We start from the raw sequence: 21,950 nt of genomic DNA on the forward strand, positions 1-21,950 counted from the left end.
ACAACCAGGATGTTGGCTTAGAAGCAGCCATCATTTAAAGAAAGCGTAACAGCTCACTGGTCTAAATAAGGGTCTTTGCGCCGAAAATGTACCGGGGCTAAAGCCATACACCGAAGCTGTGGATGCACGTATGTGCGTGGTAGCGGAGCGTTCCGTAAGCCTGTGAAGGGACAGTCGTGAGACATCCTGGAGGTATCGGAAGTGAGAATGCTGACATGAGTAACGATAAAGGGAGTGAGAGACTCCCTCGCCGAAAGTCCAAGGGTTCCTGCTTAAAGTTAATCTGAGCAGGGTTAGCCGGCCCCTAAGGCGAGGCCGAAAGGCGTAGTCGATGGGAACCACGTTAATATTCGTGGGCCTGCAGGTAGTGACGGATTGCGTGTGTTGTCAGGTCTTATTGGATTGATCTGGCAGCGAAGCGGTTCCAGGAAATAGCTCCTGCATATAGACCGTACCCTAAACCGACACTGGTGGACTGGTAGAGAATACCAAGGCGCTTGAGAGAACTGCGTTGAAGGAACTCGGCAAAATGCACGCGTAACTTCGGAAGAAGCGTGACCTCCATTTAGGCAACTAGGTGGAGGTGGCACAGACCAGGGGGTAGCGACTGTTTACCAAAAACACAGGGCTCTGCGAAGTCGCAAGACGACGTATAGGGTCTGACGCCTGCCCGGTGCTGGAAGGTTAAGAGGAGATGTGCAAGCATTGAATTGAAGCCCCAGTAAACGGCGGCCGTAACTATAACGGTCCTAAGGTAGCGAAATTCCTTGTCGGGTAAGTTCCGACCTGCACGAATGGCGTAACGACTTCCCCGCTGTCTCCAACGCAGACTCAGTGAAATTGAATTCCCCGTGAAGATGCGGGGTTCCTGCGGTTAGACGGAAAGACCCCGTGCACCTTTACTATAGCTTTACACTGGCATTCGTGTCGACATGTGTAGGATAGGTGGTAGACTTTGAAGCAGTGGCGCCAGCCATTGTGGAGTCATCCTTGAAATACCACCCTTATCTATATGGATGTCTAACTGCGGCCCGTTATCCGGGTCCAGGACCGTGTATGGTGGGTAGTTTGACTGGGGCGGTCGCCTCCTAAAGAGTAACGGAGGCGCGCGATGGTAGGCTCAGAACGGTCGGAAATCGTTCGTCGAGTGCAATGGCATAAGCCTGCCTGACTGCAAGACTGACAAGTCGAGCAGAGACGAAAGTCGGTCATAGTGATCCGGTGGTCCCGCGTGGAAGGGCCATCGCTCAACGGATAAAAGGTACGCCGGGGATAACAGGCTGATGACCCCCAAGAGTCCATATCGACGGGGTTGTTTGGCACCTCGATGTCGACTCATCGCATCCTGGGGCTGGAGCAGGTCCCAAGGGTATGGCTGTTCGCCATTTAAAGCGGTACGTGAGTTGGGTTCAGAACGTCGTGAGACAGTTCGGTCCCTATCTGCCGTGGGTGTAGGAATATTGATAGGATCTGTCCCTAGTACGAGAGGACCGGGATGGACGTATCTCTGGTGGACCTGTTGTCGTGCCAACGGCATAGCAGGGTAGCTATATACGGACGGGATAACCGCTGAAGGCATCTAAGCGGGAAACCCACCTAAAAACGAGTATTCCCTATCAGAGCCGTGGAAGACTACCACGTTGATAGGCCGGGTGTGGAAGTGCGGCAACGCATGTAGCTTACCGGTACTAATAGCTCGATCGACTTGATCACTCTCATTTACAATATCCATCGAACGAAGTTCGATAGATATTAGTTTAGTTTATGTCCTTACGGCTGAGCGCCTGACTAACGTCAGGCTAGCCTGCGGACAGCACGCCGAAACATCGGCGACGGCCAGTCGGCCTTGCGAAGCTACGCTTCGAAACGTTTAAACTGATATCGTTTTATTATCTGCACGAAAGACAACCAGCTTCTCATATTTGTGTTCTTCGCCGACCTGGTGGTTATGGCGGAGCGGCTGCACCCGATCCCATTCCGAACTCGGCCGTGAAACGCTCCAGCGCCAATGGTACTTTGTCTTAAGACACGGGAGAGTAGGTCGCTGCCAGGTCTGCTAAGCACACAAATCAAATCATCTTCTCAAACCAATACAAAACAGATTAGTAAGCGCGATGCGCAAAAAATACCAAACCGGTTCAAAATAAACACCCTGGCGCGGGGTGGAGCAGCCCGGTAGCTCGTCAGGCTCATAACCTGAAGGCCGCAGGTTCAAATCCTGCCCCCGCAACCATCTCTAATTGCGATCCATGATCGCCCACATCAGCCGCCCCATCCGGGCGGCTTTTTTGTGTTCGCAAGTTCTGATGGTTGCGCCCTCCCGCAACCACTTCAACTAGCGACCGGCGCAAGTTCAGATCAGAGCTGGTCCCCGCAACCAAATCTATTTGTGAAGAGCCCGCCCTTGTGGCGGGCTTTTTCGTATTCAGGGAGATGGCCAGAATGCCAGCCAGATCCCCTCGGACGTCGATCTGAAGCTCGTCTTCGCCCGGCGTCAGGATGATCTCTTTCACCAGCGACCGGAAAATGTCGGCGGCGGTCATCCGCTTGGCCTCAGCGTCTTCCTGCAACGCCTCGTACAAGTCCTCGACCTGAACCCGGTAATGATCGGCCATATTGGGATGGAGGAGAGGCGGCGGTTCCTCGGCCTCCTGGAGAAACTGCTCCACTTCCTTCTTCCGACGTTCAAGGCTAACCATCTTCTCATTGAGGCGGTCCGCCGCACCGCCCTTGAGGATAAGGGACAGCAGCGTATCCAGTTCGCGATCGATTTTCTTGACTTCTGCCTGGGCGGCATCGATTGACGCGCGTCCCCCCATCCGCAACCGGTTCATCTCGCGCGTGAACTCGTCGCAGAATTCCTTGAAGAGCGCTGGGTCCATCAGGTGATGACGCAGGGCATTCAGGACACGAGACTCCAGTCGATCGCGGCGGATGTTCTTCCGGTTGTCGCAGGTGCCCTTGTTGCGGGCGGTCGAGCAGCCGATAAGATCGGCTGAGATCATCGAGTAGCCGCCCCCGCAGCTGGCACATTTGGTCAGGCCTGAGAAGAGGTACTTGGGACGCCGGCGGTCACGGAAATGGTTCTCGGCGCTCCCATCGGTGCGCGTGGTCTTAATGGCAGCCTGACGCGCCTTCACTGCGTTCCAGTGCTCGTCATCGAGAATGCGTAATTCCGGCACGTCCTGAATGATCCATTCGGATTCCGGATTGGGTCGCGCCTGACGCTTACCGGTGTCCGGGTCCTTGATGAAGCGCTGGCGGTTCCAGACCAGCTTGCCGATATACATCTCGTTGTTGATGATGCCGTTGCCGCGTTTGGCATTGCCATTGATGGTGCTGAAGCCCCAATCACCGCCGCCCGGGGCCGGGATTGCATCCTTGTTCAACTCGACGGCGATACGTTTTGGGGATTTGCCGGTGTTGTAGTCCCGGAAGATGCGACGAACCACATTGGCTTCAATCTCGTTTATCGTACGATCACCACGGATGGGTTCGCCGTTGACATCGAATTTCTTGACGACATCATAGCCGTAGCAATTGCCACCCCCTGATTTTCCAGCTTCCACGCGACCACGTTGGCCGCGACGCGTTTTGTCGGCCAGGTCCTTCAGGAAGAGCGCGTTCATCGTGCCTTTGAGGCCGACGTGAAGGTGCGTGATCTCCCCCTCAGACAACGTGACTATTTTCACGTCGGAGTAGGTCATGCGCTTGAAGATACCGGCAATGTCCTCTTGATAACGAGACAGCCGGTCCATTGCCTCGGCAAGGATGATATCGAAGCGTCCACGATTGGCATCGGAGATCAGTGCCTGGATGCCAGGGCGGAGCAAGGAGGCGCCGGATACCGCGTGATCGGTGTATTCCTGGACGATATGCCAACCCTGCTTTTCAGCATGAAGGCGACATATGCGCAGCTGGTCGGCGATGGATGCGTCCCGCTGATTGTCTGACGAATAGCGTGCGTAAACGGCGACTTTCACGATGTAATCCCCTGGGTGTTGATCAGGAGCGCTCTGTCTGGCGTTTCTTCCGCTCCTGCTCGTAAAGTTCGGTTGCAGCCCGACGCGCGAGAAGGCGAACCATTTCGACCAGGCGCGGATCTGGGCCAGTGCCAACGCGTAGGAGGGTGAGTTCGGGCTGGCCGAACTCCTTCTGCTCCTTCCGCCTGGTCTTGGTATCCCGTGCCATATTCGTGCTCATCCTGTAGGTCACAGCACGACAATGGCGCGAAAACCTCTCTGGTTACAGAGAAGCAGCCGGCGGTGAATGACTTTGAAACGGTTGATATATCGGGCAATGGCGTAATCCTGCGAAGCATAGCGTCGCGCAAATACTGGCGCGAAAAGTGCAGCTACAGGCTCACAGGGATAATGAGTGTCATCGTGCACACGACAACGCTCCAGCCATATCTTTAGCAATGTGTAGCTGAGAGTGGCCGAGTACTCAAGGTCTGATAAATGTATCGACATTGCACGCTGCTGCGGTCCATGGTGGCCGCATCAGCGTTGGAAGTCAGATCACAAATGCGCGTGTCTTAACCGCGGCGAGATGGGGCGCGTCCTCATTCCGATTTCCGGCCCTAGGCTCCAAGCTTGGTCCGACAGTCTTCTCAGCAGGGTCGTTGAATAAGCAAGTTCATCTTTCTTCATCAAGTTAAAGCTTAGTCTCATTGGTCGCGCCGTCCGCCGGACTTGACGGGATAAATGTCGGCGTTGTCGGAGGAGGTGTGAAGCCTGAGGTGGAAATCATCAATGCTCGGCTGACGCGCGCGCGCCTTGCTTCTATCGACCCGACGCCGACCGCAGCCCCCAACATGTCAATCAGGATATAGAGATCGTTCAGCTGAAAATCGTCTTTTATCAAACCGAAGTCTCGGGCTCGCACCAGCGGCGCGGACAGAAGCTCGACGACACGCTGCCTCAGGCTGTTGAGTTGATCCTGGTGCGTTTGTTGCCGCGTCAGTCCTTCCACCAGGCCGTAGTCGCTGGCGAACATGTCGGCCAACGCGTCCAGAAGCAGCGCAAAAGCGTTCGGATCACTTTGTAGTCGCGTTGCCATTTCTTCCAACTTCACGATGTTCCGCTCGAAAATAGCGAAGCAAAGTGACTCCCGATCTTGGAAATGGCGATAAAACGTCATGCGGCTGACCCCCGCCGATTTTGCTATGGCCTCGAGCGGCACATCGAACCCCTCATTCGCAAAAATGGCTTCGGCAGCCTCGATCAGGCGTAGCCGATTTTCCCGGCCGTCTGCACGTTGGCTCATTCACTGTCTCCTTTACCTTCCATCACTCATACACGAAATTCCTTGACGTTCGCGAAGTTCTAGGCCTATTTAACGATAAACGTTACATAGTGTAACATTTATTCTGTTGGAACAGCACAGTGTGTCCTGAGTGGCGGCGTGCAGGAGGAGCAAGTCCATGAGTGGCAGGTTGGAAGGTAAGACGGCGATCATCACAGGTGCAGCGTCTCTAAAGGGAATGGGATTTGCGACTGCGCGGAGGTTCGCTGAAGAAGGGGCAGCGGTATTGCTCACGGACATCAGTCAAGAGGGGCTCGATGAAGCCGCAGCAGCCCTGGCAAGCTTGACTGACAAAGCCCTGGTCCATGCCATGGACGTGAGCGATCCGGCAGCTTGGAGCACAGCAGTTGAACTGGTGCGCAGCCGCTGGGATTGTATCGACATCCTCGTCAACAATGCCGGCATGTTCCGTGGAGATACCATCTCCGAAACATCGCTTGATACATTCGACAGGCTCGTGGCGGTCAATCTTCGCGGCGCTTTCCTCGGATGCCGCGCGGTGGTTCCGCATATGCGCGCCAAGGGCGGCTCCATCGTCAATATCTCTTCGGTCTCAGCTCTGATCGGCGTTCCCGGCACAGCGGCCTATGCGGCGACGAAGGGTGGGGTGCGCGCTTTCACCAGGGCCATGGCCGTCGACGAGGCGCGCTATGGCATCCGCTGCAATTCCATTCACCCAGGAACCATCGATACGGGAATGGTGCAGGGGTTGATCCCGGGTGACGCGGCCAGGAACGCGACGGCTGCGACCATACCGCTGGGCCGCCTCGGGACGCCAGCCGATATCGCCAATATGGCGCTGTTCCTGGCATCGGATGAAGCAAGCTTTGTCACCGGCGCCGAATTGGTCGTCGATGGTGGGGCGACGGTTGCGTAGCTCCGAGGGGGAAGAGCGCCCCAATCCGATCTTGTCGCAGTGCAGATTTAACCCGTCACGAAAGAGAGTGAAACCATGATCGAAGGCGATGAACACACCTACGATGTTGTTGTAGCGGGCAGCGGCGCAGCAGGACTGACCGCCGCGATCACCGCGGCGGAACGCGGCTACTCGGTCCTTGTCCTGGAAAGCACCGATCGCTGGGGTGGAACGTCTGCAATCTCGGGTGGCGGCGTATGGATACCGAACAACAGCTTCGGAAAGGCGAAAGGCCTCAAGGATAGCCGCGAAGAGGCTCTCACCTATTTGAAAGCCATCGTCGGCGATCATGGCGCGGCGACGTCGCCAGCGCGATTGGAAGCCTATGTCGATCACGGACCCGAGATGGTCGACTATCTCGCTCGCCTCGGGCTCAAGTGGGTCGCCATAGGAACCTATCCTGACTACCATCCGGAAAAGCCTGGCGGAAAGATTGGCCGAACCCTGGAGACTGCCATCGCCAATGGCAAGGAGTTGGGTCCCTGGCTCAAGTCCATGCGCCAACCTGACAGGGCCCCGCCGATAGAATTCGCCACGACATTGGCGCCGGCGATGCTGATGGCGACCTCCTCTCTCAAGGGGTTGCTGACAGGGGCCTACGTCATGATGTTCAACACCTTCTGGCGTCTGACAGGGCGCGTGCCGCTGTCGCGCGGCAAGAGCCTTGTCGCCGGCCTCTGGCAAATCGCAACGAAACACGGTGTGGAAATGTGGCTCAACGCACCGTACGACGAGATCATTTTCGACGGGGACCGTGCTTCCGGTTTGGTTGTACTCCGCGATGGCAAGAAGGTTGTTGTAAAGGCTCGGGAGGCAGTGGTGCTTGCCACCGGCGGCTTCTCCAGAAACGAGCCTTTGCGCAGACAATTCCACAATCTCGGCGAACGCTACTCGATGGCTCCTGAGGGTATCGACGGCAAAGCCATTGAGGATGGCTTCAAGATCGGCGCGGATATGGCGATGCTGGATATCGCCTGGTGGATGCCAACCGTTCTCGATGAGAACGACGGACGTGACATGCTCGCAATTGAGCGCGGCATGCCGCATTCGATCATGGTGAACGAGGAAGGCCGCCGTTTCATCAACGAAGCCGCCGACTACATGACCGTTGGCGGCGTTCTGGCGGAGATGAACAGGGAGAGGGAGGTGCCTGTCTGGCTCCTCGCCGACGCCAGGTTCAGGAAGAAATATCTTTTCGCCAACTTCCCCGGTGGCGTCACACCTCAACGGTTGATCGACAGCGGTTACTTTATCAAGGCCGATACGATTGAGGAATTGGCGGGAAAGTGCGGCTTGAACGCTGATGTGCTCAAACAGGAAATCAGCAGGTTCAACAGCAACGTCGATGCGAATGACGACAGGGACTTTCGTCGTGGAGCGTCGGCTTTCGACCGCTATTATGGCGATCCAAGAATGACAAATCCAAACCTCGGAAAGATTGAAAAAGCTCCGTTCTGGGCGGTGCGGGTCTATCCGGGCGATATCGGGACCAAGGGTGGCGTCGTGACGAATGAGATCGGTCGTGTGCTGCGCAATGGCGCTCCGATCGAGGGTTTGTTCGCATCGGGCAACGCAACGGCATCAATGATGGGGGAAAGCTATGGTGGCGCTGGAGCCACAATTGGTCCGGCCATGGTGTTCAGCTATCTGGCGATGAAGTCCCTCCCGGTTAGCGGCACGGTCAGCTTTTCGATTGAGAAAGAACTCAGGATCGACGCCGGGAAACTAGCCAGCGCAAGAAAAGGGAATGGAACAGATTGATGAGTTCAAAAGCGGGAAACCCCAAGCGCGTTTTGGTGGTCGGTGGCGGCGTTGCCGGCCTCGAAATTGCGACGCAGTTGGGGCGATCTGCCCGGCGAAACAGGAATTTTGAGGTGACCTTGCTCGATGCTGACAGTGCGCATATCTGGAAACCAATGCTGCACACAATCGCCGCTGGCACGCGCGATGTCTATCAGCAGCAGGTCGCATATGCTGCACAGGCCAGAAATAGCGGGTTCATTTACCAGCCTGGCGAGATGTGTGGGCTCGACCGGAAGGCAAGGGAGGTGCTGGTCGCGCCGATCTCGGCGTCGGACGGCAGGTTGATGATGCAGGGGCGACGGCTGCCATACGATGTGCTGATAATGGCACTGGGTAGCCAGGCTAATGACTTCAAAACGCCGGGCGTATTCGAGCATTGTTACATGATCGACTCGCGCACGCAGGCTGACAATTTCAATCAGGAACTGCGCATCCGAATGCTCCAGAGCATGGAGGAGAAAACCAGACTGTCGATCAGCATTGTGGGTGGTGGCGCCACTGGCGTCGAATTGGCGGCAGAACTCGTCCATCTGGCGCAGACGGCAGACTTGTACGGCGGGGCTGGAATGTCTTCCCGTTTGAAGGTCTGCTTGATCGAAAGCGGTGATCGGCTGCTGGCCTCCTTCCCGGCTGATATCTCCCAGTCGGTGAAGAGCCGCCTCGAAGAGTTGGGCGTAACAGTGCTTACCAGCTCGACGGTTGGCGCGGCCGAAGAAAACGGGTTTCGCCTGTCAGACGGCGAGTTGATAGAAAGCTCGTTGATGATTTGGGCCGCTGGTGTGAAAGCGCCAGATTTTCTCTATGAGCTTGATGGGTTGGAGACAGCGAGAAATAACCAGCTTGTGGTCTTGCCAAGCCTGCAGACGACGCGCGATCCGGCGATTTTTGCAGTGGGTGACTGTGCAAGCTTCACGCCTGTCCGCGAACAACGCCCATTGCCTCCTACTGCTCAGGTCGCCCATCAACAGGCGCACCATGTGATCAATCATCTGCCTGCTTGGCTGAATGGAAAGCCAATACCCGGTTACGCATACCGAAACTTCGGAGCACTAGTTTCTCTTGCCCAGTACGACGCCTTCGGATCGTTGGGGAAGTTTGGCTTTCTCGAAGGGCGCTCCATCAGAGGCCATCTCGCGCAACTCAGCCATGCCATGCTTTACCGAGCCCATCAGTCTCGCATACACGGCTTTTGGAATGGCAGCCTCGTCTGGCTGGTGGACCGGATTAATGCCCGATTGCGTGCACTCATCAGACTGGATTGATGGACACGCTACTCGCGTTTCATAGTTCGGCCTGATCGTTCAACTTCTGCGAAGCAATAATGTACTGATGCGGGCAATATTGCTTGGCCATTTACGTTCCGACCTCCGAGATGTTGGGAGAATATCAACTGGTCGAGTTCAGGAATATTTTCCATCGATAATTAAAAAACTGTGTTCGGGTCCCAATGTTACCTTTCATCAATCTATCAAGATTTCTAATCTGGCGCCCACCGTTGATCAAATCCAACAACAAATAGCTTAGTTCGCTAGTGTCGGTCTCGGGTAAGTATTTTTCCTTTTGAGCATCGGCAATCAGGGAAATGACAGGGGCAAGCGCGACGTCTTCCCATTCAATGACCTTTTCGCGCAAATCTTCAGAGAAACTCCCTTCAGCGGACAGGAAATGCGCAAAACGAGTGTTGTGAGTGCACGTATTATATTCAAACAGCCGAAACGCTGTGTTTTTCAGCTTTGCGATTGTGGTTTGGCCAGGTTCAGCACCATTTAGCCATTCGTGAAACCTTAAAATCTCGCGCTCGACAACTGCGTCCAGCAAGGCATGCTTGCTGGGATAGCGTCGGTAAATTGTGCGTTTGGTGATGCCAGCACGATCGGCAATGTCATCCATTGATGCGCCAGCAAACCCCTTCGCCGAGAAGAAGTCGCACGCCGTATCCAAAACGGCGTTGGTGATCTGAAGCATCTGGGCTTTCGTTGGACGGCCAGTCAGATGCAAAGTTTGCTCAGTCAAATCTAAACTCCTTGTGATGAAAAAGTATACCGATTAGTTGCGCAAATGGCAAACTTGGATTAGTACACTTATCCGTATCCTTTTTTGGCTGTGCGCGACGTAGCGATCAGCAGGCTGAAAAAGGCAGAGCAGTAAGAATTTACGGCTGCCAGACTAAGCGCAATTGGAGTAGCAATGAGAAATCGTTACGTGGGCATATTGGTTTGCCTTGCCTTATCGGCCGTATTGTCCGGCTGCCAGAAAGATGAAGAGGCAGCGGAAACGCCGCCTCCTGCCAATGTGGGTGTTGTTGAGCTCCGCCCAGAAGCGCTGCCGATAAACAAGGAACTTCCTGGACGTATTGCGCCGACACGGCTAGCGGAAGTTCGTCCACGTGTCACGGGGATAGTTGTCGACCAGGTTTTCCAGCAGGGATCCTTTGTCAAAAAAGGAGATGTGCTTTACAGAATTGACCCAGCCCAATTCCAGGTCCAGGTCAACAGCACGGAAGCGACGCTTAAACGCGCTGAAGCGTCACTTTTACAAGCACAGCAATCAGCGGATCGCATTGAGCAGTTGCGAAAGTCAAATGTTGCGTCTCAGCGAGATAGCGAGACCGCTATCGCGACACTTGCGCAGGCACAGGCGGATGTTGCGGTTGCGCAGGCGGGATTGGCCGAGGCGCGGCTGAACCTGCAATATACCAACGTTTCAGCGCCAATCTCAGGACGTATCGGTCGAGCATTGATTACTGAAGGCGCACTGGTAAGTGCGAATGGGGCGGAAAATCTCGCGACCATTCAGCAGCTTGATCCCATTTATGCTGACTTTACGCAACCAGCCGCAGACCTGATACGGTTGCGCAAGGCGTTGCAGGATGGTCAGCTGATGACCGGTCCGAATGAAGCAACGGTTCATCTGATCCTTGACGACGGAACAACTTATCCCCTGGAAGGCAGGTTGCTGTTTTCTGAAGCAGCTGTTGATGAGAGCACCGGACAGATCACGCTACGTGGTGAATTCCCAAATCCCGATGGCGATCTGTTGCCCGGCATGTATGTCCGTGTCGCGATCGAGCAGGGGATACAGCGTGCGGCACTGGCGGTTCCAACACAGGCGGTCCAGCGGGATGCCGGCGGTCAGGCAAATGTCCTCGTCATTAATGATCAGAATATCGTTGAGCAGCGGCGCGTTGTCGTGGGCCGTATGATCGGCGAGCGCTGGGTTGTCGAGCAGGGATTGAATGAAGGGGACCGTGTTGTTGCAGAAGGGTTTCAGAAAACTGCTGCTGGAGCAACAGTCAACCCTGTCGAATGGAAGTCTCCGGAGTCCACCGCTGCTGTTCAGTGACGAATGTCAGTCTCAATAATTAGATTTCAAGGGCAGTCGTTATGGCGCAATTCTTCATTGGACGACCAATTTTTGCATGGGTCGTTGCGATTTTCATCATCATTGCTGGGCTTCTGGCGATACCCTCACTGCCAGTCGCTCAATATCCGAATGTAGCTCCGCCGCAGATCTCGATCTTTACGACCTATCCGGGTGCGTCGCCGGAGGATATTTATCAAAGTGTGACCGCACCCATTGAACAGGAACTCAATAGTGTCGATGGGCTGATCTATTTTGAATCCACGTCTGACTCTTCGGGGACCGTTCAGATCAACGTCACTTTCGAACCTGGAACGGATACGTCGCAGGCATCGATTGATGTTCAGAATGCTGTGCGTCGTGTTGAATCCCGCTTGCCAGAAGTGGTTTCTCGCCAGGGCGTGCAGGTACAAGAGGCAGGCACCGGCTTCTTGATGCTGGTCGCCCTGGTATCAACTGACGGCAACACTGATGTGGTAGGTCTGGGTGATTACCTGAACCGAAATGTTCTTGGTGAAATACAGCGCATTAAGGGTGTGGGACGCGCACAGGTCTTTGCGAGCCAGCGCGCCATGCGCATCTGGATTGATCCGGATAAGATGGTTGGCCTCAAACTCTCGACTGCAGATATAAATAATGCGATTGCAGCGCAGAATGCACAGGTCGCAGCCGGACGCATTGGAGCGCGTCCCAATCCGATAAATCAGCAGATTTCGGCAACCGTTCTTGTCAAAGGACAGCTGACGACCCCCGAAGAGTTTGGCTCTATTGTTCTTCGTGCGAACTCCGACGGATCATCCGTTCGTCTTCGTGATGTGGCAAGGATTGAGGTTGGTGGTGAAGCATATTCCTTCTCCAGCCAGATCAACGGAAAACCGGCAGCCGCAATTGCGGTCCAGCTTTCGCCGACAGGCAACGCGATGGAAACCGCGACCGCCGTGAAGGCTAAGATGGAGGAGCTGTCCAAGTATTTCCCGGCTGGTATCGAGTATCTGGTCCCATACGACACATCTCCATTCGTCAAAATTTCCATTGAGAAAGTGATGCATACACTGATCGAGGCGATTGTTCTCGTCTTCATCGTGATGTTCATCTTTCTCCAGAATTTCCGCTACACCATCATCCCGACACTTGTGGTGCCCGTCGCCTTGTTGGGGACATGTGCGATCATGTTCGTAAGCGGGTTCTCGATCAACGTTCTCACAATGTTTGCGATGGTTCTGGCAATCGGTATTCTTGTTGATGACGCCATTGTAGTTGTCGAAAATGTCGAACGAATAATGGCGGAAGAGGGGCTTTCTCCAAAGGAAGCAACGCGGAAGGCAATGAGCCAGATTTCCGGCGCTATCATTGGCATTACAATTGTGTTGACGGCCGTGTTTATCCCTATGGCGTTTTTTCCGGGCGCGGTCGGGGTGATCTATCAACAGTTCAGTTTGACAATGGTCGTTTCCATTCTGTTTTCAGGCTTTTTGGCGCTTTCGCTCACACCAGCTTTATGCGCGACGTTTCTTAAGCCGATCCCGCAAGGTCACCATGAAAAGAAGGGCTTTTTTGGTTGGTTTAATCGCAAGTTCGATGCCGGTACCCGCCGATACTCGAATAGCGTTAGCTGGATTGTCCAACGCACCGGCCGTTTCATGATTATCTATGTCGTGATTGTAGGCGGGCTGGCATACCTCTTCTTACAGCTTCCGTCTTCATTTCTACCCAATGAAGATCAGGGTTTTGTACTCGTTGATATTCAGACCCCCCCCGAAGCAAGTACAAACCGCACTGACAATGTTGCAGCAGCGATTGACAAGGTTTTTGCCGCGGAGCCTTCAGTTGAAGATCGAACCATCATCCATGGTTACAGCTTTTCCGGCTTCGGGGATAACGCTGCGATTGCATTCGTTACGTTGAAAGACTGGAGCGAACGGGATGCAAACAACAGCGCTGCCATGATTAGTCAGAGGGGCAATGGCAGCATGGCGCAATTACAAGACGCAGTAGCTTTTGCGCTATCGCCGCCGCCAATTCAGGGCCTTGGCAATTCAGGTGGCTTTACTTTCCGTTTGCAGGACCGATCCGGAGCGGGCCAGAATGCGCTAAACAGTGCGGCTAACCAGTTGATGGCAGAGGCTCAGAAGAGCAATGTTCTCAGTGGCGTGCGGACTGAGGGTATGCCAGCAGCAGCCCAGCTCATCATCAATATTGACCGGGAAAAAGCCAATACATTTGGTGTCACTTTTGCAGAAATAAACGCGACAATATCTGCCAACCTTGGATCGTCTTATATCAACGATTTTCCGAACGCAGGCAGAATGCAAAGAGTGACCGTCCAGGCTGATGATCAGAAACGTATGACGCCCGAGGACGTGCTTAATCTGAATGTTGCCAACTCAAAAGGTGGCATGGTTCCGTTGCAATCATTTGCTACAGTCGAATGGGCAAAGGGCGCTGCACAGATAGTTGGTTATAATGGCTACCCGGCAATACGCTTCGCAGGCGATGCAGCTGCCGGATATTCATCAGGAGCTGCAATTGCGGAGATGGAGCGGCTTGCGCAGCAACTCCCGGAAGGTTTTGGCTACGAATGGTCTGGCCAGTCGCTGCAGGAAATTCAGTCCGGGTCGCAAGCTCCCTTCCTTCTCGGCTTGACGGTCGTATTCATCTTCCTGTTGCTGTCGGCACTCTATGAAAGTTGGTCGATACCGCTATCCGTGATGCTGGTGGTTCCACTTGGGCTCATCGGTGCTGTGCTGGCCGTTATGCTGCGTGACATGCCCAACGATGTTTATTTCAAGGTTGGCTTGATCACAATTATTGGCTTGTCAGCAAAAAATGCCATTTTGATCGTTGAGTTTGCCAAGGACCTGAGAGCTGAAGGCAAGCCTCTGCTCGAGGCCACCATTGAAGCGTGCAAACTTCGGTTCCGGCCAATCCTCATGACCTCTCTCGCTTTTACTCTCGGCGTTGTTCCGCTTGCTATTGCAAAAGGCGCGAGTGCTGCAAGTCAGAATGCGATCGGCACTGGCGTGATGGGCGGGATGATTACCGCAACCGTCCTCGCAATCTACTTCGTCCCGGTGTTCTTCGTGTTTGTGATGAAAATGTTCTCAAAGGACGATGTCGCTGAGAATGTTCCGGGGGATGGCGGAGGAAAGGCGATTGAAAAGAACTAAATCAGAGGCTGCCCTTACAAGGGCAGCCATACTTGAAGCCGCTGAGCTGCTTTTTTATAGCAAAGGCGTAGAAAACTGCTCTCTGGATCAAATCGCGGCTCAAGCGGGGGTTGCCCGGGGGGCCTTATACTGGCACTTTCGGGGCAAAGATGATTTGCTCCATGAGCTCTTTGCTGGTCTTCATGTCAATCATCTACAGGAAATTTTTGACGAAGATGCCAAGGGTATAAGCTTTGAACCTCTCTGCTTTCTGGAGCAAAAAATTCTCTCGTGGTTCGATTGCTTGGGAACGATCCCGCATCTGAAACGGATGTTCACCATCGTATTACGCATTGATCTCCAGGCCAAGCCAGATGCGTTACAACGCGTTATCAGGAAGTTGGAAATTGAAGAAAGATGGGCGATGGAGTTTGCGTTTATGCGCGCCGCAGAACGTGGTCAATTGGGCAACGGGCATTCTCCAGAGACCTCCTTTAATACGATGCGCTCGCTCGTTAAAGGATTTGAGCGAGAGATCCTGCTTTCCGAACGCAGTGAACGTGTTTTAGCTAACGCAAAGAAAAGCGTTACAGGTCTCTTTGCTTCATTCCGACGAGATTTAACGCGTTGAACAGTCGTATTTATTGCTGTTCGAACGATCAGATCTGAATGCTCGATCGTCAAGATCAAAAAATTATGCGTTGGAAAACAGCTATGACATTGTCAGAAAAACTTATTGAAAGATGCGCTGTGGAGCTTTGGCGCCATCATAGCATAAGCCGTTACGGTCACGATGCCAGGCGGTCTTGGGCTGAACTTGCTCTCGTGGAACAGCTAAAATATGTGCGTGCGGTGCACGTCGTTCTTAATGAAGCCGGGCATGATCCCAACGGGAAGTGGGATGGAGTTGCGACGTTTGACGCATTGAATGATGAAGCTTTGCCCGAAAAGTTCATGAAAAACGACACAGTGCGCCTTCAAGAGAAAGTGGGGAGTGTGCAACCAAAACTTACCGCCAGGCAGTCGAGAATTTTGCGGCGCCTCGCGCAAAAGCCTGACGGTGCCGACATCAATTATGTCAGCGAAGCACTCCCGAATGGTCATCCATATCTGGCTAAAGCATCTGCGCGCGATGGCTTGACACGACTTTCACGCAAAGGGCTTTGCGAGCTCATCGCATCAAAGCCAACAATTTATCGAATAACAGAACGTGGTTTAAACGCTCTCAGAGAGGCTTCATAAACCATGTTTCCTTATCAAGTGATCATTGGCCGTTGTTCTTTATGCAGCCAATTCAAACGTCATGGTTCGACTTTTATGACAGGCCTAGTAATTGCGGCAGTTTTAACGGGCTGTGCCGGGCGCCCTACAGGCGTACTCCAACCATCGGGTAAAACGTCACCGGAGGCTTCAGTGGTCGATGTGTTGGTCGCGACAACACGAAAACCATCTGACGATAAAAGCTTGGCTTTTACAGGGGAGAGGGCTGATCAACTCGCTATTACCGAAATCAAGGTTTCAATTCCACCGGCAACGAGCCGAAAGGTTGGACAGGTTCAGTGGCCGAATCGGCTTCCCGCCAATCCTGCGACTGATTTTTCCACTGTTAGCGTTAAGTCGATCGAGAGTGATGAAGCAGCCCGTCTCTGGCTCAAATCTCATATGCCAGCCAGCCGACGTGTGATGATCTTTGTTCATGGTTTCAATAATACTTATGAAGCCGCTGTCTACCGTTTTACCCAAATTGTGCACGATTCAGGGGCAGACGTCGCGCCGCTGATCTTCACGTGGCCGTCGCGTGCCAGCGTTTTTGACTATAATTACGACAAGGAAAGCACCAATTATTCCAGAGACGCGCTTGAAGAAGTCCTGCGTCAGACAGCGGATAATCCAGCCGTGGGGGAAATCACGATTATGGCGCACTCGATGGGCTCTTGGCTTACTGTCGAAGCGCTCCGGCAGATGGCAATTCGAGATGGCCGTGTCGCCTCCAAGATAAAGAATGTAATTCTGGCCTCTCCTGATCTCGATGTCGATGTATTTGGAAAACAATGGGAGTCCATGGGTAAGAAACGACCGAACATGACAATATTTGTTTCGCGAGACGATCGTGCGTTAAGTTTGTCGCGTCGTATTTCAGGGAATATCGACAGGCTTGGACAGATCGATCCGTCCGTTGAACCCTATAAGTCGGAGCTTGAGAAGTCTGGAATAACAATCATCGACCTGACTGCTCTGAAAAGCGGCGACGGATTAAATCACGGGAAATTTGCGGAAAGCCCGGAAGTTGTCAAACTAATCGGATCCCGGTTGGTGACCGGACAAACGATTACAGATTCGGAAATTGGAGTTGGAGATCGCCTTGGTGCGGTGGCGATTGGTGCTGCGCAGACAGTTGGCGGAACTGCTAGCGTTCTCGTCAACGCGCCAATAGCGGTGTTCGATCCTCAAACTCGGCGGAGCTATGGGCAGCAAATCGACCGCTTGGGACGAGCAAGCGGCAATACCATCAACTCCGTTACCGGACAATAATTTTAGCATCAATAAGCGCCTCGACTGCTGAACCGCGTTCAAGCGGAAACGGAAAAAGGGAGATTTCAAGGGCGGTGAGAATTCTTTGTCCAAGACGATCCGCCGACCTACAGGTGTCGTGCAGATCACTTTTGCGGCAGTCAGTAGATGGCGACTAGGGCCAGATGGGCTTAAGCCGAATACCCCATTTGACCCTAGACTCTTGCAATCGTCTTTCCGACCATCACGGCTATTCCTGATCTTGTCGGGCTATCAAAAGAACTCGAAGCCTGCGACGATATACAACTCGACCAATACGATGAAGACAGCTTTGTCTGATCGGGCTTTCGGTTGAATGTCAGCGGAAAGCAGTTGTGGGTAGCGGGCTTTGGTCCCTTTGAACACTTTCCGGCAACACGGCGGACTGGACTGCGCCGTCACATTGTAGTAGCTTCAATAATTGAAGTTAATAGAATATCAGATCGGTGCGGTTAGCTGCGGAGCATCGAAATGTTCTTTGGCGGCCCAGATGTGGCGCAGTTGCTTGATGTCGGCTCGCTCGAGGCGCACCGCTTGAGAGGTGGAACGGGAGATGAAGACGAAATCTTTTTCTGGTATGCGCTGCTCGATCGCTGGAGCATTAGAAATGATCGGCGACCGATGGGCGTTCTTGGTTTTACGCGACCTGTCGCTCGGCCTTAGCCGATATGATGATCTGCGAGCCAGCACAGGAATTCCGGCGGCCACGCTTTCAGCGCGGCTAAAGCATCTAATTTCTTCCGACATCGTAGAGCGTGTTCGCTACCAAGACCGCCCGCCGCGTGATGAATACCGCCTGACGAACAAGGGTCGTGACCTATGGAAGGTCAGTGTTGCCTTGCGTGAATGGGGCGATCGCTGGGATGCGACCGGATTTGGAGCCCCCACCATCGAGCTGGTTGATCGAGAGACCGGACGACCCGTAACCCTAGCGCTGGTCGATGCCGTGACAAACGAAGTTTTGCCGCTCGAACGCGCTCGGCTACGGCCAGGACCGGGAGCCGACGCCGCTGTTCACCACCTTCTCACTGCAACAGGAGCCGACTGATGTCTCGCACCGTCGAATTCTTTTACGATTTCCGCAGCCCTTACTCATACCTGGCGTTTACCCAGCTGACCGAGTTGGCCTCCTCAATCGACTTTAAGCCTATGAAGGTGCTCATCGTCATGGAGAAAGTCGGAAACACGCCTACTACAATCACCTGTGCCCCTAAGGGTCGTTATGCCCGTATCGATCTCGGCCGATGGGCGAACCGCTATGGACTGAGGTTTAATCCTTCTGACATGCGAACGAATGACGGTGAGGCAATGGCACGCGCGGTGATCGTCGCTGAGGTAGAGGATCGGGCGGCCGTAACGCTAGCACTGTTTCGTGCCATCTGGAGTGACGGCCGATCGCTCGCGACATCACAAGCTGTCGTCGAGGAACTCGCTTCAGCGGGCATCGAAACCGCTGTTATCGCTGCTCGTATCGATACTGAAGAAGCCGTAATGCAGCTCGACAAACTTACTGATGAGGCGGCAACGCGCGGGGTGTTCGGTTCACCAACCATGATCGTTAACAATGAGATGTTCTTCGGCAATGACAGGATCGACTTCTTGCGCGAGGAGCTTGCACGGGTGGAGGCCGCCGCATGAGCAATATTGACAAGCCTCTCGCGCTCGTCACGGGCGTTGGACCAGGGACCGGAACAGCGACCGTTCGTCGTTTTGTAGAAGGGGGTTATCATGTGGCGATGCTGGCCCGCAATGCCGACCGACTCGCTGCGCTTGAGAACGAAATTGCGGATACGATTGCAGTACCCTGCGATGTGGCGGATCCTGAGGCATTGGCAAGCGCAATTGATCGGGTGGGAGCGCCTAAAGTGGTGGTCCACAACGCGGTTGGCGGAGCATTCGGGACCTTCGATAAGATAGATGCAAAGACGCTGGTTCGAAACTTCGAGATAAACGCCATGGCCCTATTCCATCTCGCCCGCTTGACGGCACCATCCATGGTCGAGAAAGGCGAAGGGGCGATCATTGTGACCGGAAACGGCGCGTCTCAACGAGGCAAAGCGGCCTTCGCAGGCTTTGCACCCACAAAGGCAGCACAGCGTATCCTTGCCGAATCCCTGGCGCGTGATCTCGGACCCAAGGGCGTCCATGTCGCCTATCTGGTCATCGACGCAGCGATCGACGTACCGTGGCAGCGCGAGCTTCAGCCGACCAAGCCGGACGACTTCTTCATCTCGCCAACGTCGATCGCGGCCGAAGTGTTCCACCTCGCACATCAGCCACGAGATGCTTGGTCGTTTTTGGCCGAGGTGCGACCGTTTCACGAGCCATGGTGAGCAAATAATGAGCGAGGCGGACGACAAGCCACTGAATGGGCTAGCCCAACTACGACGCTTGCTTGCCGCTTTACATCGCCAATACCAATCGCAGCAGAAGTGTTCCACTTGGCACATAAGCCCCGAGATGCCCGGTCGTTCTTGGCCGGGGTACGACCGTTCCATGAGCAATGGTGAGCAAATAATGAACAAGACCGAAGATAACCGCCCGGATGGGCTGGCCCATTTGCGATCCTTGCTTGCCGCTGGCCGGCGAGCACCGATGGGTGATACCCTGAATTTTCACCTGGTCGAGGTCGACCGAGGAAGAGCCGTATTCGAAGGAATACCCGACGGCAGGGCGTATAACCCGCTGGGTGCGGTGCACGGTGGTGGAAAAGCTACCCCAACTGCATCATGCCATAGGTGAGGGTATCTGATTATGCAGCTTCCTGCAAAAGTGTAGCAAAGACCTCAGCGGGTGTCTTAAATCCAAGACACTTGCGCGGCGTTGCATTGAGATTATGGGCGAAGGCGTGCGGCGCAGGTTGGCGACCGGGTGTTCGCCTGTGTCGGCGGGGACCGCGTCGGCACCTTTGCCGAGCGGATCGCGGTCGTCGAAGCGGACCTCGCCTCGATGCCGGCGAACCTGGATCCTTCGGCAGCGGCGGCGCTGCCGCTAGTGTCACTTACCGCCTGGCAAGTGCTGGTCGAACGCGCGAAGGTGCGCGCGGGACAACGAGTGCTCGTCCATGTAGGTTCGGGCGGCGTCGGCACTGTGGCTATCCAAATTGCAAAGCATTTGGGAGCTCATGTCGCAACCACAGTTGGAACCGCCAACGTAGCGCTCGTTCGCGATCTTGGCGCCGATGAGGTGGTCGATTACCGCCAGGAGGCATTTGAAGAGCGCCTGAGCGGCTATGACGTGGTGCTTGATACGCTTGGCGGCGAGGTGACTGTGAAGTCCACTTGATGTTCTCAAACGCGGGGGAATGCTGATCTCGATCGCTGGGCCGCCTGATCCTGCCTTCGCGGAAACGGTCAACGCCAACTGGTTGGTCAAACAATTCATCAGATTTGGAAGTTATTCGATCCGTAAAAAGGCGCGAGCACTCGGCATCGATTACAGCTTTCTGTTCATGCGCCCGGAGGGTGATCAACTTACGGAAATCGGGAGGTTGATCGAAGTAGGCGCTCTGCGGCCAGTCATTGACAGCGAGTTCGTGTTCGAGGAGACCGTTGCAGCCTTGGAGCGATCGGCATCTGGCCGGGCGCGAGGAAAAGTCGTCATTCGGCGAACGGAGAGTGCGTGAGACAGGCGGCAGGAACAGCAAAAGGCTCTGACGGTCGGCAGTTCAAATGGCTGGATTGAATGTCCGCGTCTTCTGAGACTAACACTCGCCCAGGCTCGCAAGATTGATGCGGTAATGGTAACAGAGCTTTCGCACTGGGGCCATCAACGGTGGGTCTCCTCCACACCCGTCGCGAACTGGTGGGGTGGAAAGTGTCGTTCGTTGCCATGAATGGGATGGCAAGGACATGAATATTGGTCCTTGCTTATGAAGGTTCAAATATTCAGTGTCGCCAAAATTTCACTAACCGTATCACTGCCGCGGAGACATCTATTCCTGGTAACGTGTGATCGGCACATCGCTCAAGCAAAATGCGTATTTCAGTTAAAGCGGACAGCGTTTCCGCTAATATGCGGACATTGTTTTCATTAAATTGCGGACAGTTTTTGTTTCTATGTTTTACGAGTCATTTGTTGATCACTCAGTGATGATTTCTGCGTTTTGAGTTTGCGTCAAGACAGCCCCTGCTTTTTGCTTTCGCATGCTATCTCCTTCAAGGTTGATGCGATGTGCATTGTGGACAATACGATCGAGTATTGCGTCGGCTACGGTGGCATCTGCGATGACGTCGTGCCACGCTGACACGGGGATTTGAGCTGTTATGAGGGTTGATCGGCGTTGATAGCGTTCTTCTACGATTTCAAATAAATGAAGACGCTGCTGCTCAGTAAGGGCATGTGTTCCAAAATCATCGAGGATTAGGAGTTGTACTTTTGCAAGCCTGTCCATCAGACGTGGGAAGCGCCCATCAAGACGCGCAACAGCCAGGTCCTCGAACAGACGGGGTGCTCGCACATAAAGCGCTGAGTGATCATGGCGTGCAGCTTGCCGGGCAAATGCACAGGCAAGCCAGGACTTTCCTGTTCCGGTTTTACCAGTGATGATCATGTTCTCATGATTGTTAACCCACTGTCCCTGTGCCAGGGCCATTGTGTTGCGTCGGTCAAGCTTTCGAGATGCTGCAAAATCAATATCTTCGATACACGCTTGTGGAAAGCGTAGCTTTGCCGCTGCAAGTCGGTTTGTCAGGCGTTTATCGGCACGCATGGCCACTTCTCTGTCGAACATGAGGCCAAGCCATTCATCTCGGCTCAGTTCATGACTATTGTCGTGTTCCGCCAATTCACGATAAGCGCTCGCCATCCCGGGTAGACCAAGCGCGTGCATTTGTTCAAGGGTGGGGTTTGTAAGCATATCTGATCTT

The 21,950-nt window shown here is 54.1% G+C and carries 19 protein-coding genes, 1 tRNA gene, 2 rRNA genes and 2 pseudogenes (1 of these 24 only partly in view); 17 read left to right on the forward strand and 7 right to left on the reverse strand.

Features of this window, described 5'->3' with window-relative positions; all coding sequences use genetic code 11:
- From CES85_RS08475 to CES85_RS27770, 4 genes are all read left to right on the forward strand, one after another.
- Positions 1-1,713 (forward strand): 23S ribosomal RNA (locus tag CES85_RS08475) (it extends 1,099 nt beyond the left edge of the window).
- 225 nt (positions 1,714-1,938) lie between these two features.
- Positions 1,939-2,053: ribosomal RNA gene (gene rrf, locus CES85_RS08480) — 5S ribosomal RNA — on the forward strand.
- 103 nt (positions 2,054-2,156) lie between these two features.
- Positions 2,157-2,233: transfer RNA gene (locus CES85_RS08485), tRNA-Met, on the forward strand.
- Between the two features lie 370 nt (positions 2,234-2,603).
- Entirely contained in the window at positions 2,604-2,804 is a 201-nt protein-coding gene (locus tag CES85_RS27770) for a hypothetical protein (protein ID WP_244923181.1), read from the forward strand.
- Between the two features lie 99 nt (positions 2,805-2,903).
- On the opposite strand, the pseudogene CES85_RS28100 reads toward CES85_RS27770, so the two are convergent.
- From CES85_RS28100 to CES85_RS08500, 4 genes and pseudogenes are all read right to left on the reverse strand, one after another.
- Positions 2,904-3,119 (reverse strand): annotated as a pseudogene (locus tag CES85_RS28100) (recombinase zinc beta ribbon domain-containing protein); the annotation flags it as partial.
- 69 nt (positions 3,120-3,188) lie between these two features.
- A pseudogene (locus CES85_RS27780) lies at positions 3,189-3,983 on the reverse strand (recombinase family protein); the annotation flags it as partial.
- 22 nt (positions 3,984-4,005) lie between these two features.
- Complete coding sequence (locus CES85_RS08495; protein WP_095445466.1) at positions 4,006-4,191, reverse strand: hypothetical protein; 186 nt, start codon at positions 4,189-4,191, stop codon at positions 4,006-4,008.
- Positions 4,192-4,656: 465 nt separating this feature from the next.
- Positions 4,657-5,268 (reverse strand): TetR/AcrR family transcriptional regulator, encoded by a 612-nt coding sequence (locus CES85_RS08500; RefSeq protein ID WP_095445467.1) that lies wholly within the window; start codon positions 5,266-5,268, stop codon positions 4,657-4,659.
- Between the two features lie 157 nt (positions 5,269-5,425).
- Between CES85_RS08500 and CES85_RS08505 the strand changes: the two genes are divergently transcribed.
- The 3 genes from CES85_RS08505 to CES85_RS08515 all read left to right on the forward strand — a co-directional run bounded on the left by CES85_RS08505 (position 5,426) and on the right by CES85_RS08515 (position 9,288).
- Positions 5,426-6,184 carry an SDR family NAD(P)-dependent oxidoreductase gene (locus tag CES85_RS08505; RefSeq protein ID WP_095445468.1) on the forward strand — a complete coding sequence of 253 codons (759 nt, stop codon included), beginning with the start codon at positions 5,426-5,428 and terminating at the stop codon, positions 6,182-6,184.
- Positions 6,185-6,259: 75 nt separating this feature from the next.
- Positions 6,260-7,984 (forward strand): FAD-dependent oxidoreductase, encoded by a 1,725-nt coding sequence (locus CES85_RS08510; protein WP_095445469.1) that lies wholly within the window; start codon positions 6,260-6,262, stop codon positions 7,982-7,984.
- The gene (locus tag CES85_RS08515; protein ID WP_095445470.1) at positions 7,984-9,288 is read left to right on the forward strand and encodes an NAD(P)/FAD-dependent oxidoreductase; all 1,305 of its coding nucleotides are present in this window, start codon (positions 7,984-7,986) and stop codon (positions 9,286-9,288) included. The genes CES85_RS08510 and CES85_RS08515 overlap by 1 nt, the downstream gene beginning before the upstream one ends.
- 124 nt (positions 9,289-9,412) lie before the next feature.
- Here the strand turns inward: CES85_RS08515 and CES85_RS08520 are convergent, their stop codons facing one another.
- On the reverse strand, positions 9,413-9,991 hold the full coding sequence (locus CES85_RS08520; RefSeq protein WP_157743436.1) for a TetR/AcrR family transcriptional regulator: 579 nt from the start codon (positions 9,989-9,991) through the stop codon (positions 9,413-9,415).
- 222 nt (positions 9,992-10,213) lie between these two features.
- Here CES85_RS08520 and CES85_RS08525 point away from each other — a divergent pair, with 222 nt between their 5' ends.
- The 8 genes from CES85_RS08525 (at position 10,214) to CES85_RS08560 (ending at position 19,415) form a co-directional block, all read left to right on the forward strand.
- Positions 10,214-11,368 (forward strand): efflux RND transporter periplasmic adaptor subunit, encoded by a 1,155-nt coding sequence (locus tag CES85_RS08525; protein WP_095445472.1) that lies wholly within the window; start codon positions 10,214-10,216, stop codon positions 11,366-11,368.
- A gap of 41 nt (positions 11,369-11,409) precedes the next feature.
- Entirely contained in the window at positions 11,410-14,553 is a 3,144-nt protein-coding gene (locus tag CES85_RS08530; protein ID WP_095445473.1) for an efflux RND transporter permease subunit, read from the forward strand.
- Positions 14,540-15,163, forward strand: coding sequence for a TetR family transcriptional regulator (locus tag CES85_RS08535; RefSeq protein ID WP_157743437.1), 624 nt, complete (start codon positions 14,540-14,542; stop codon positions 15,161-15,163). Before CES85_RS08530 ends, CES85_RS08535 begins: the two co-directional genes overlap by 14 nt.
- 38 nt (positions 15,164-15,201) lie before the next feature.
- Entirely contained in the window at positions 15,202-15,774 is a 573-nt protein-coding gene (locus CES85_RS08540; RefSeq protein ID WP_095445474.1) for a hypothetical protein, read from the forward strand.
- Between the two features lie 75 nt (positions 15,775-15,849).
- Complete coding sequence (locus CES85_RS08545; RefSeq protein ID WP_095445769.1) at positions 15,850-17,064, forward strand: alpha/beta hydrolase; 1,215 nt, start codon at positions 15,850-15,852, stop codon at positions 17,062-17,064.
- 571 nt (positions 17,065-17,635) lie between these two features.
- Positions 17,636-18,130, forward strand: coding sequence for a winged helix-turn-helix transcriptional regulator (locus tag CES85_RS08550; protein ID WP_095445475.1), 495 nt, complete (start codon positions 17,636-17,638; stop codon positions 18,128-18,130).
- Positions 18,130-18,720 (forward strand): 2-hydroxychromene-2-carboxylate isomerase, encoded by a 591-nt coding sequence (locus CES85_RS08555; RefSeq protein ID WP_095445476.1) that lies wholly within the window; start codon positions 18,130-18,132, stop codon positions 18,718-18,720. The genes CES85_RS08550 and CES85_RS08555 overlap by 1 nt, the downstream gene beginning before the upstream one ends.
- On the forward strand, positions 18,717-19,415 hold the full coding sequence (locus CES85_RS08560; RefSeq protein ID WP_244923182.1) for an SDR family NAD(P)-dependent oxidoreductase: 699 nt from the start codon (positions 18,717-18,719) through the stop codon (positions 19,413-19,415). The genes CES85_RS08555 and CES85_RS08560 overlap by 4 nt, the downstream gene beginning before the upstream one ends.
- 70 nt (positions 19,416-19,485) lie before the next feature.
- Here the strand turns inward: CES85_RS08560 and CES85_RS27120 are convergent, their stop codons facing one another.
- Positions 19,486-19,641: a hypothetical protein gene (locus CES85_RS27120; protein ID WP_157743438.1), complete on the reverse strand. Its 156-nt coding sequence runs from the start codon at positions 19,639-19,641 to the stop codon at positions 19,486-19,488.
- A 390-nt stretch (positions 19,642-20,031) separates the two neighbouring features.
- On the opposite strand from CES85_RS27120, the gene CES85_RS28105 reads away from it, so the two are divergent.
- Positions 20,032-20,367 carry a zinc-binding dehydrogenase gene (locus CES85_RS28105; protein WP_280523375.1) on the forward strand — a complete coding sequence of 112 codons (336 nt, stop codon included), beginning with the start codon at positions 20,032-20,034 and terminating at the stop codon, positions 20,365-20,367.
- Positions 20,368-20,386: 19 nt separating this feature from the next.
- Positions 20,387-20,707 (forward strand): zinc-binding dehydrogenase, encoded by a 321-nt coding sequence (locus tag CES85_RS28110; protein WP_280523376.1) that lies wholly within the window; start codon positions 20,387-20,389, stop codon positions 20,705-20,707.
- 456 nt (positions 20,708-21,163) lie between these two features.
- Here CES85_RS28110 and istB read toward each other — a convergent pair whose 3' ends face one another.
- Positions 21,164-21,940, reverse strand: a complete 777-nt coding sequence (istB, locus tag CES85_RS08575) for an IS21-like element helper ATPase IstB (RefSeq protein WP_095445478.1) — start codon at positions 21,938-21,940, stop codon at positions 21,164-21,166.
- Between the last annotated feature and the right edge of the window lie 10 nt (positions 21,941-21,950).

Source organism: Ochrobactrum quorumnocens, from assembly GCF_002278035.1.
GTDB lineage: Bacteria > Pseudomonadota > Alphaproteobacteria > Rhizobiales > Rhizobiaceae > Brucella > Brucella quorumnocens.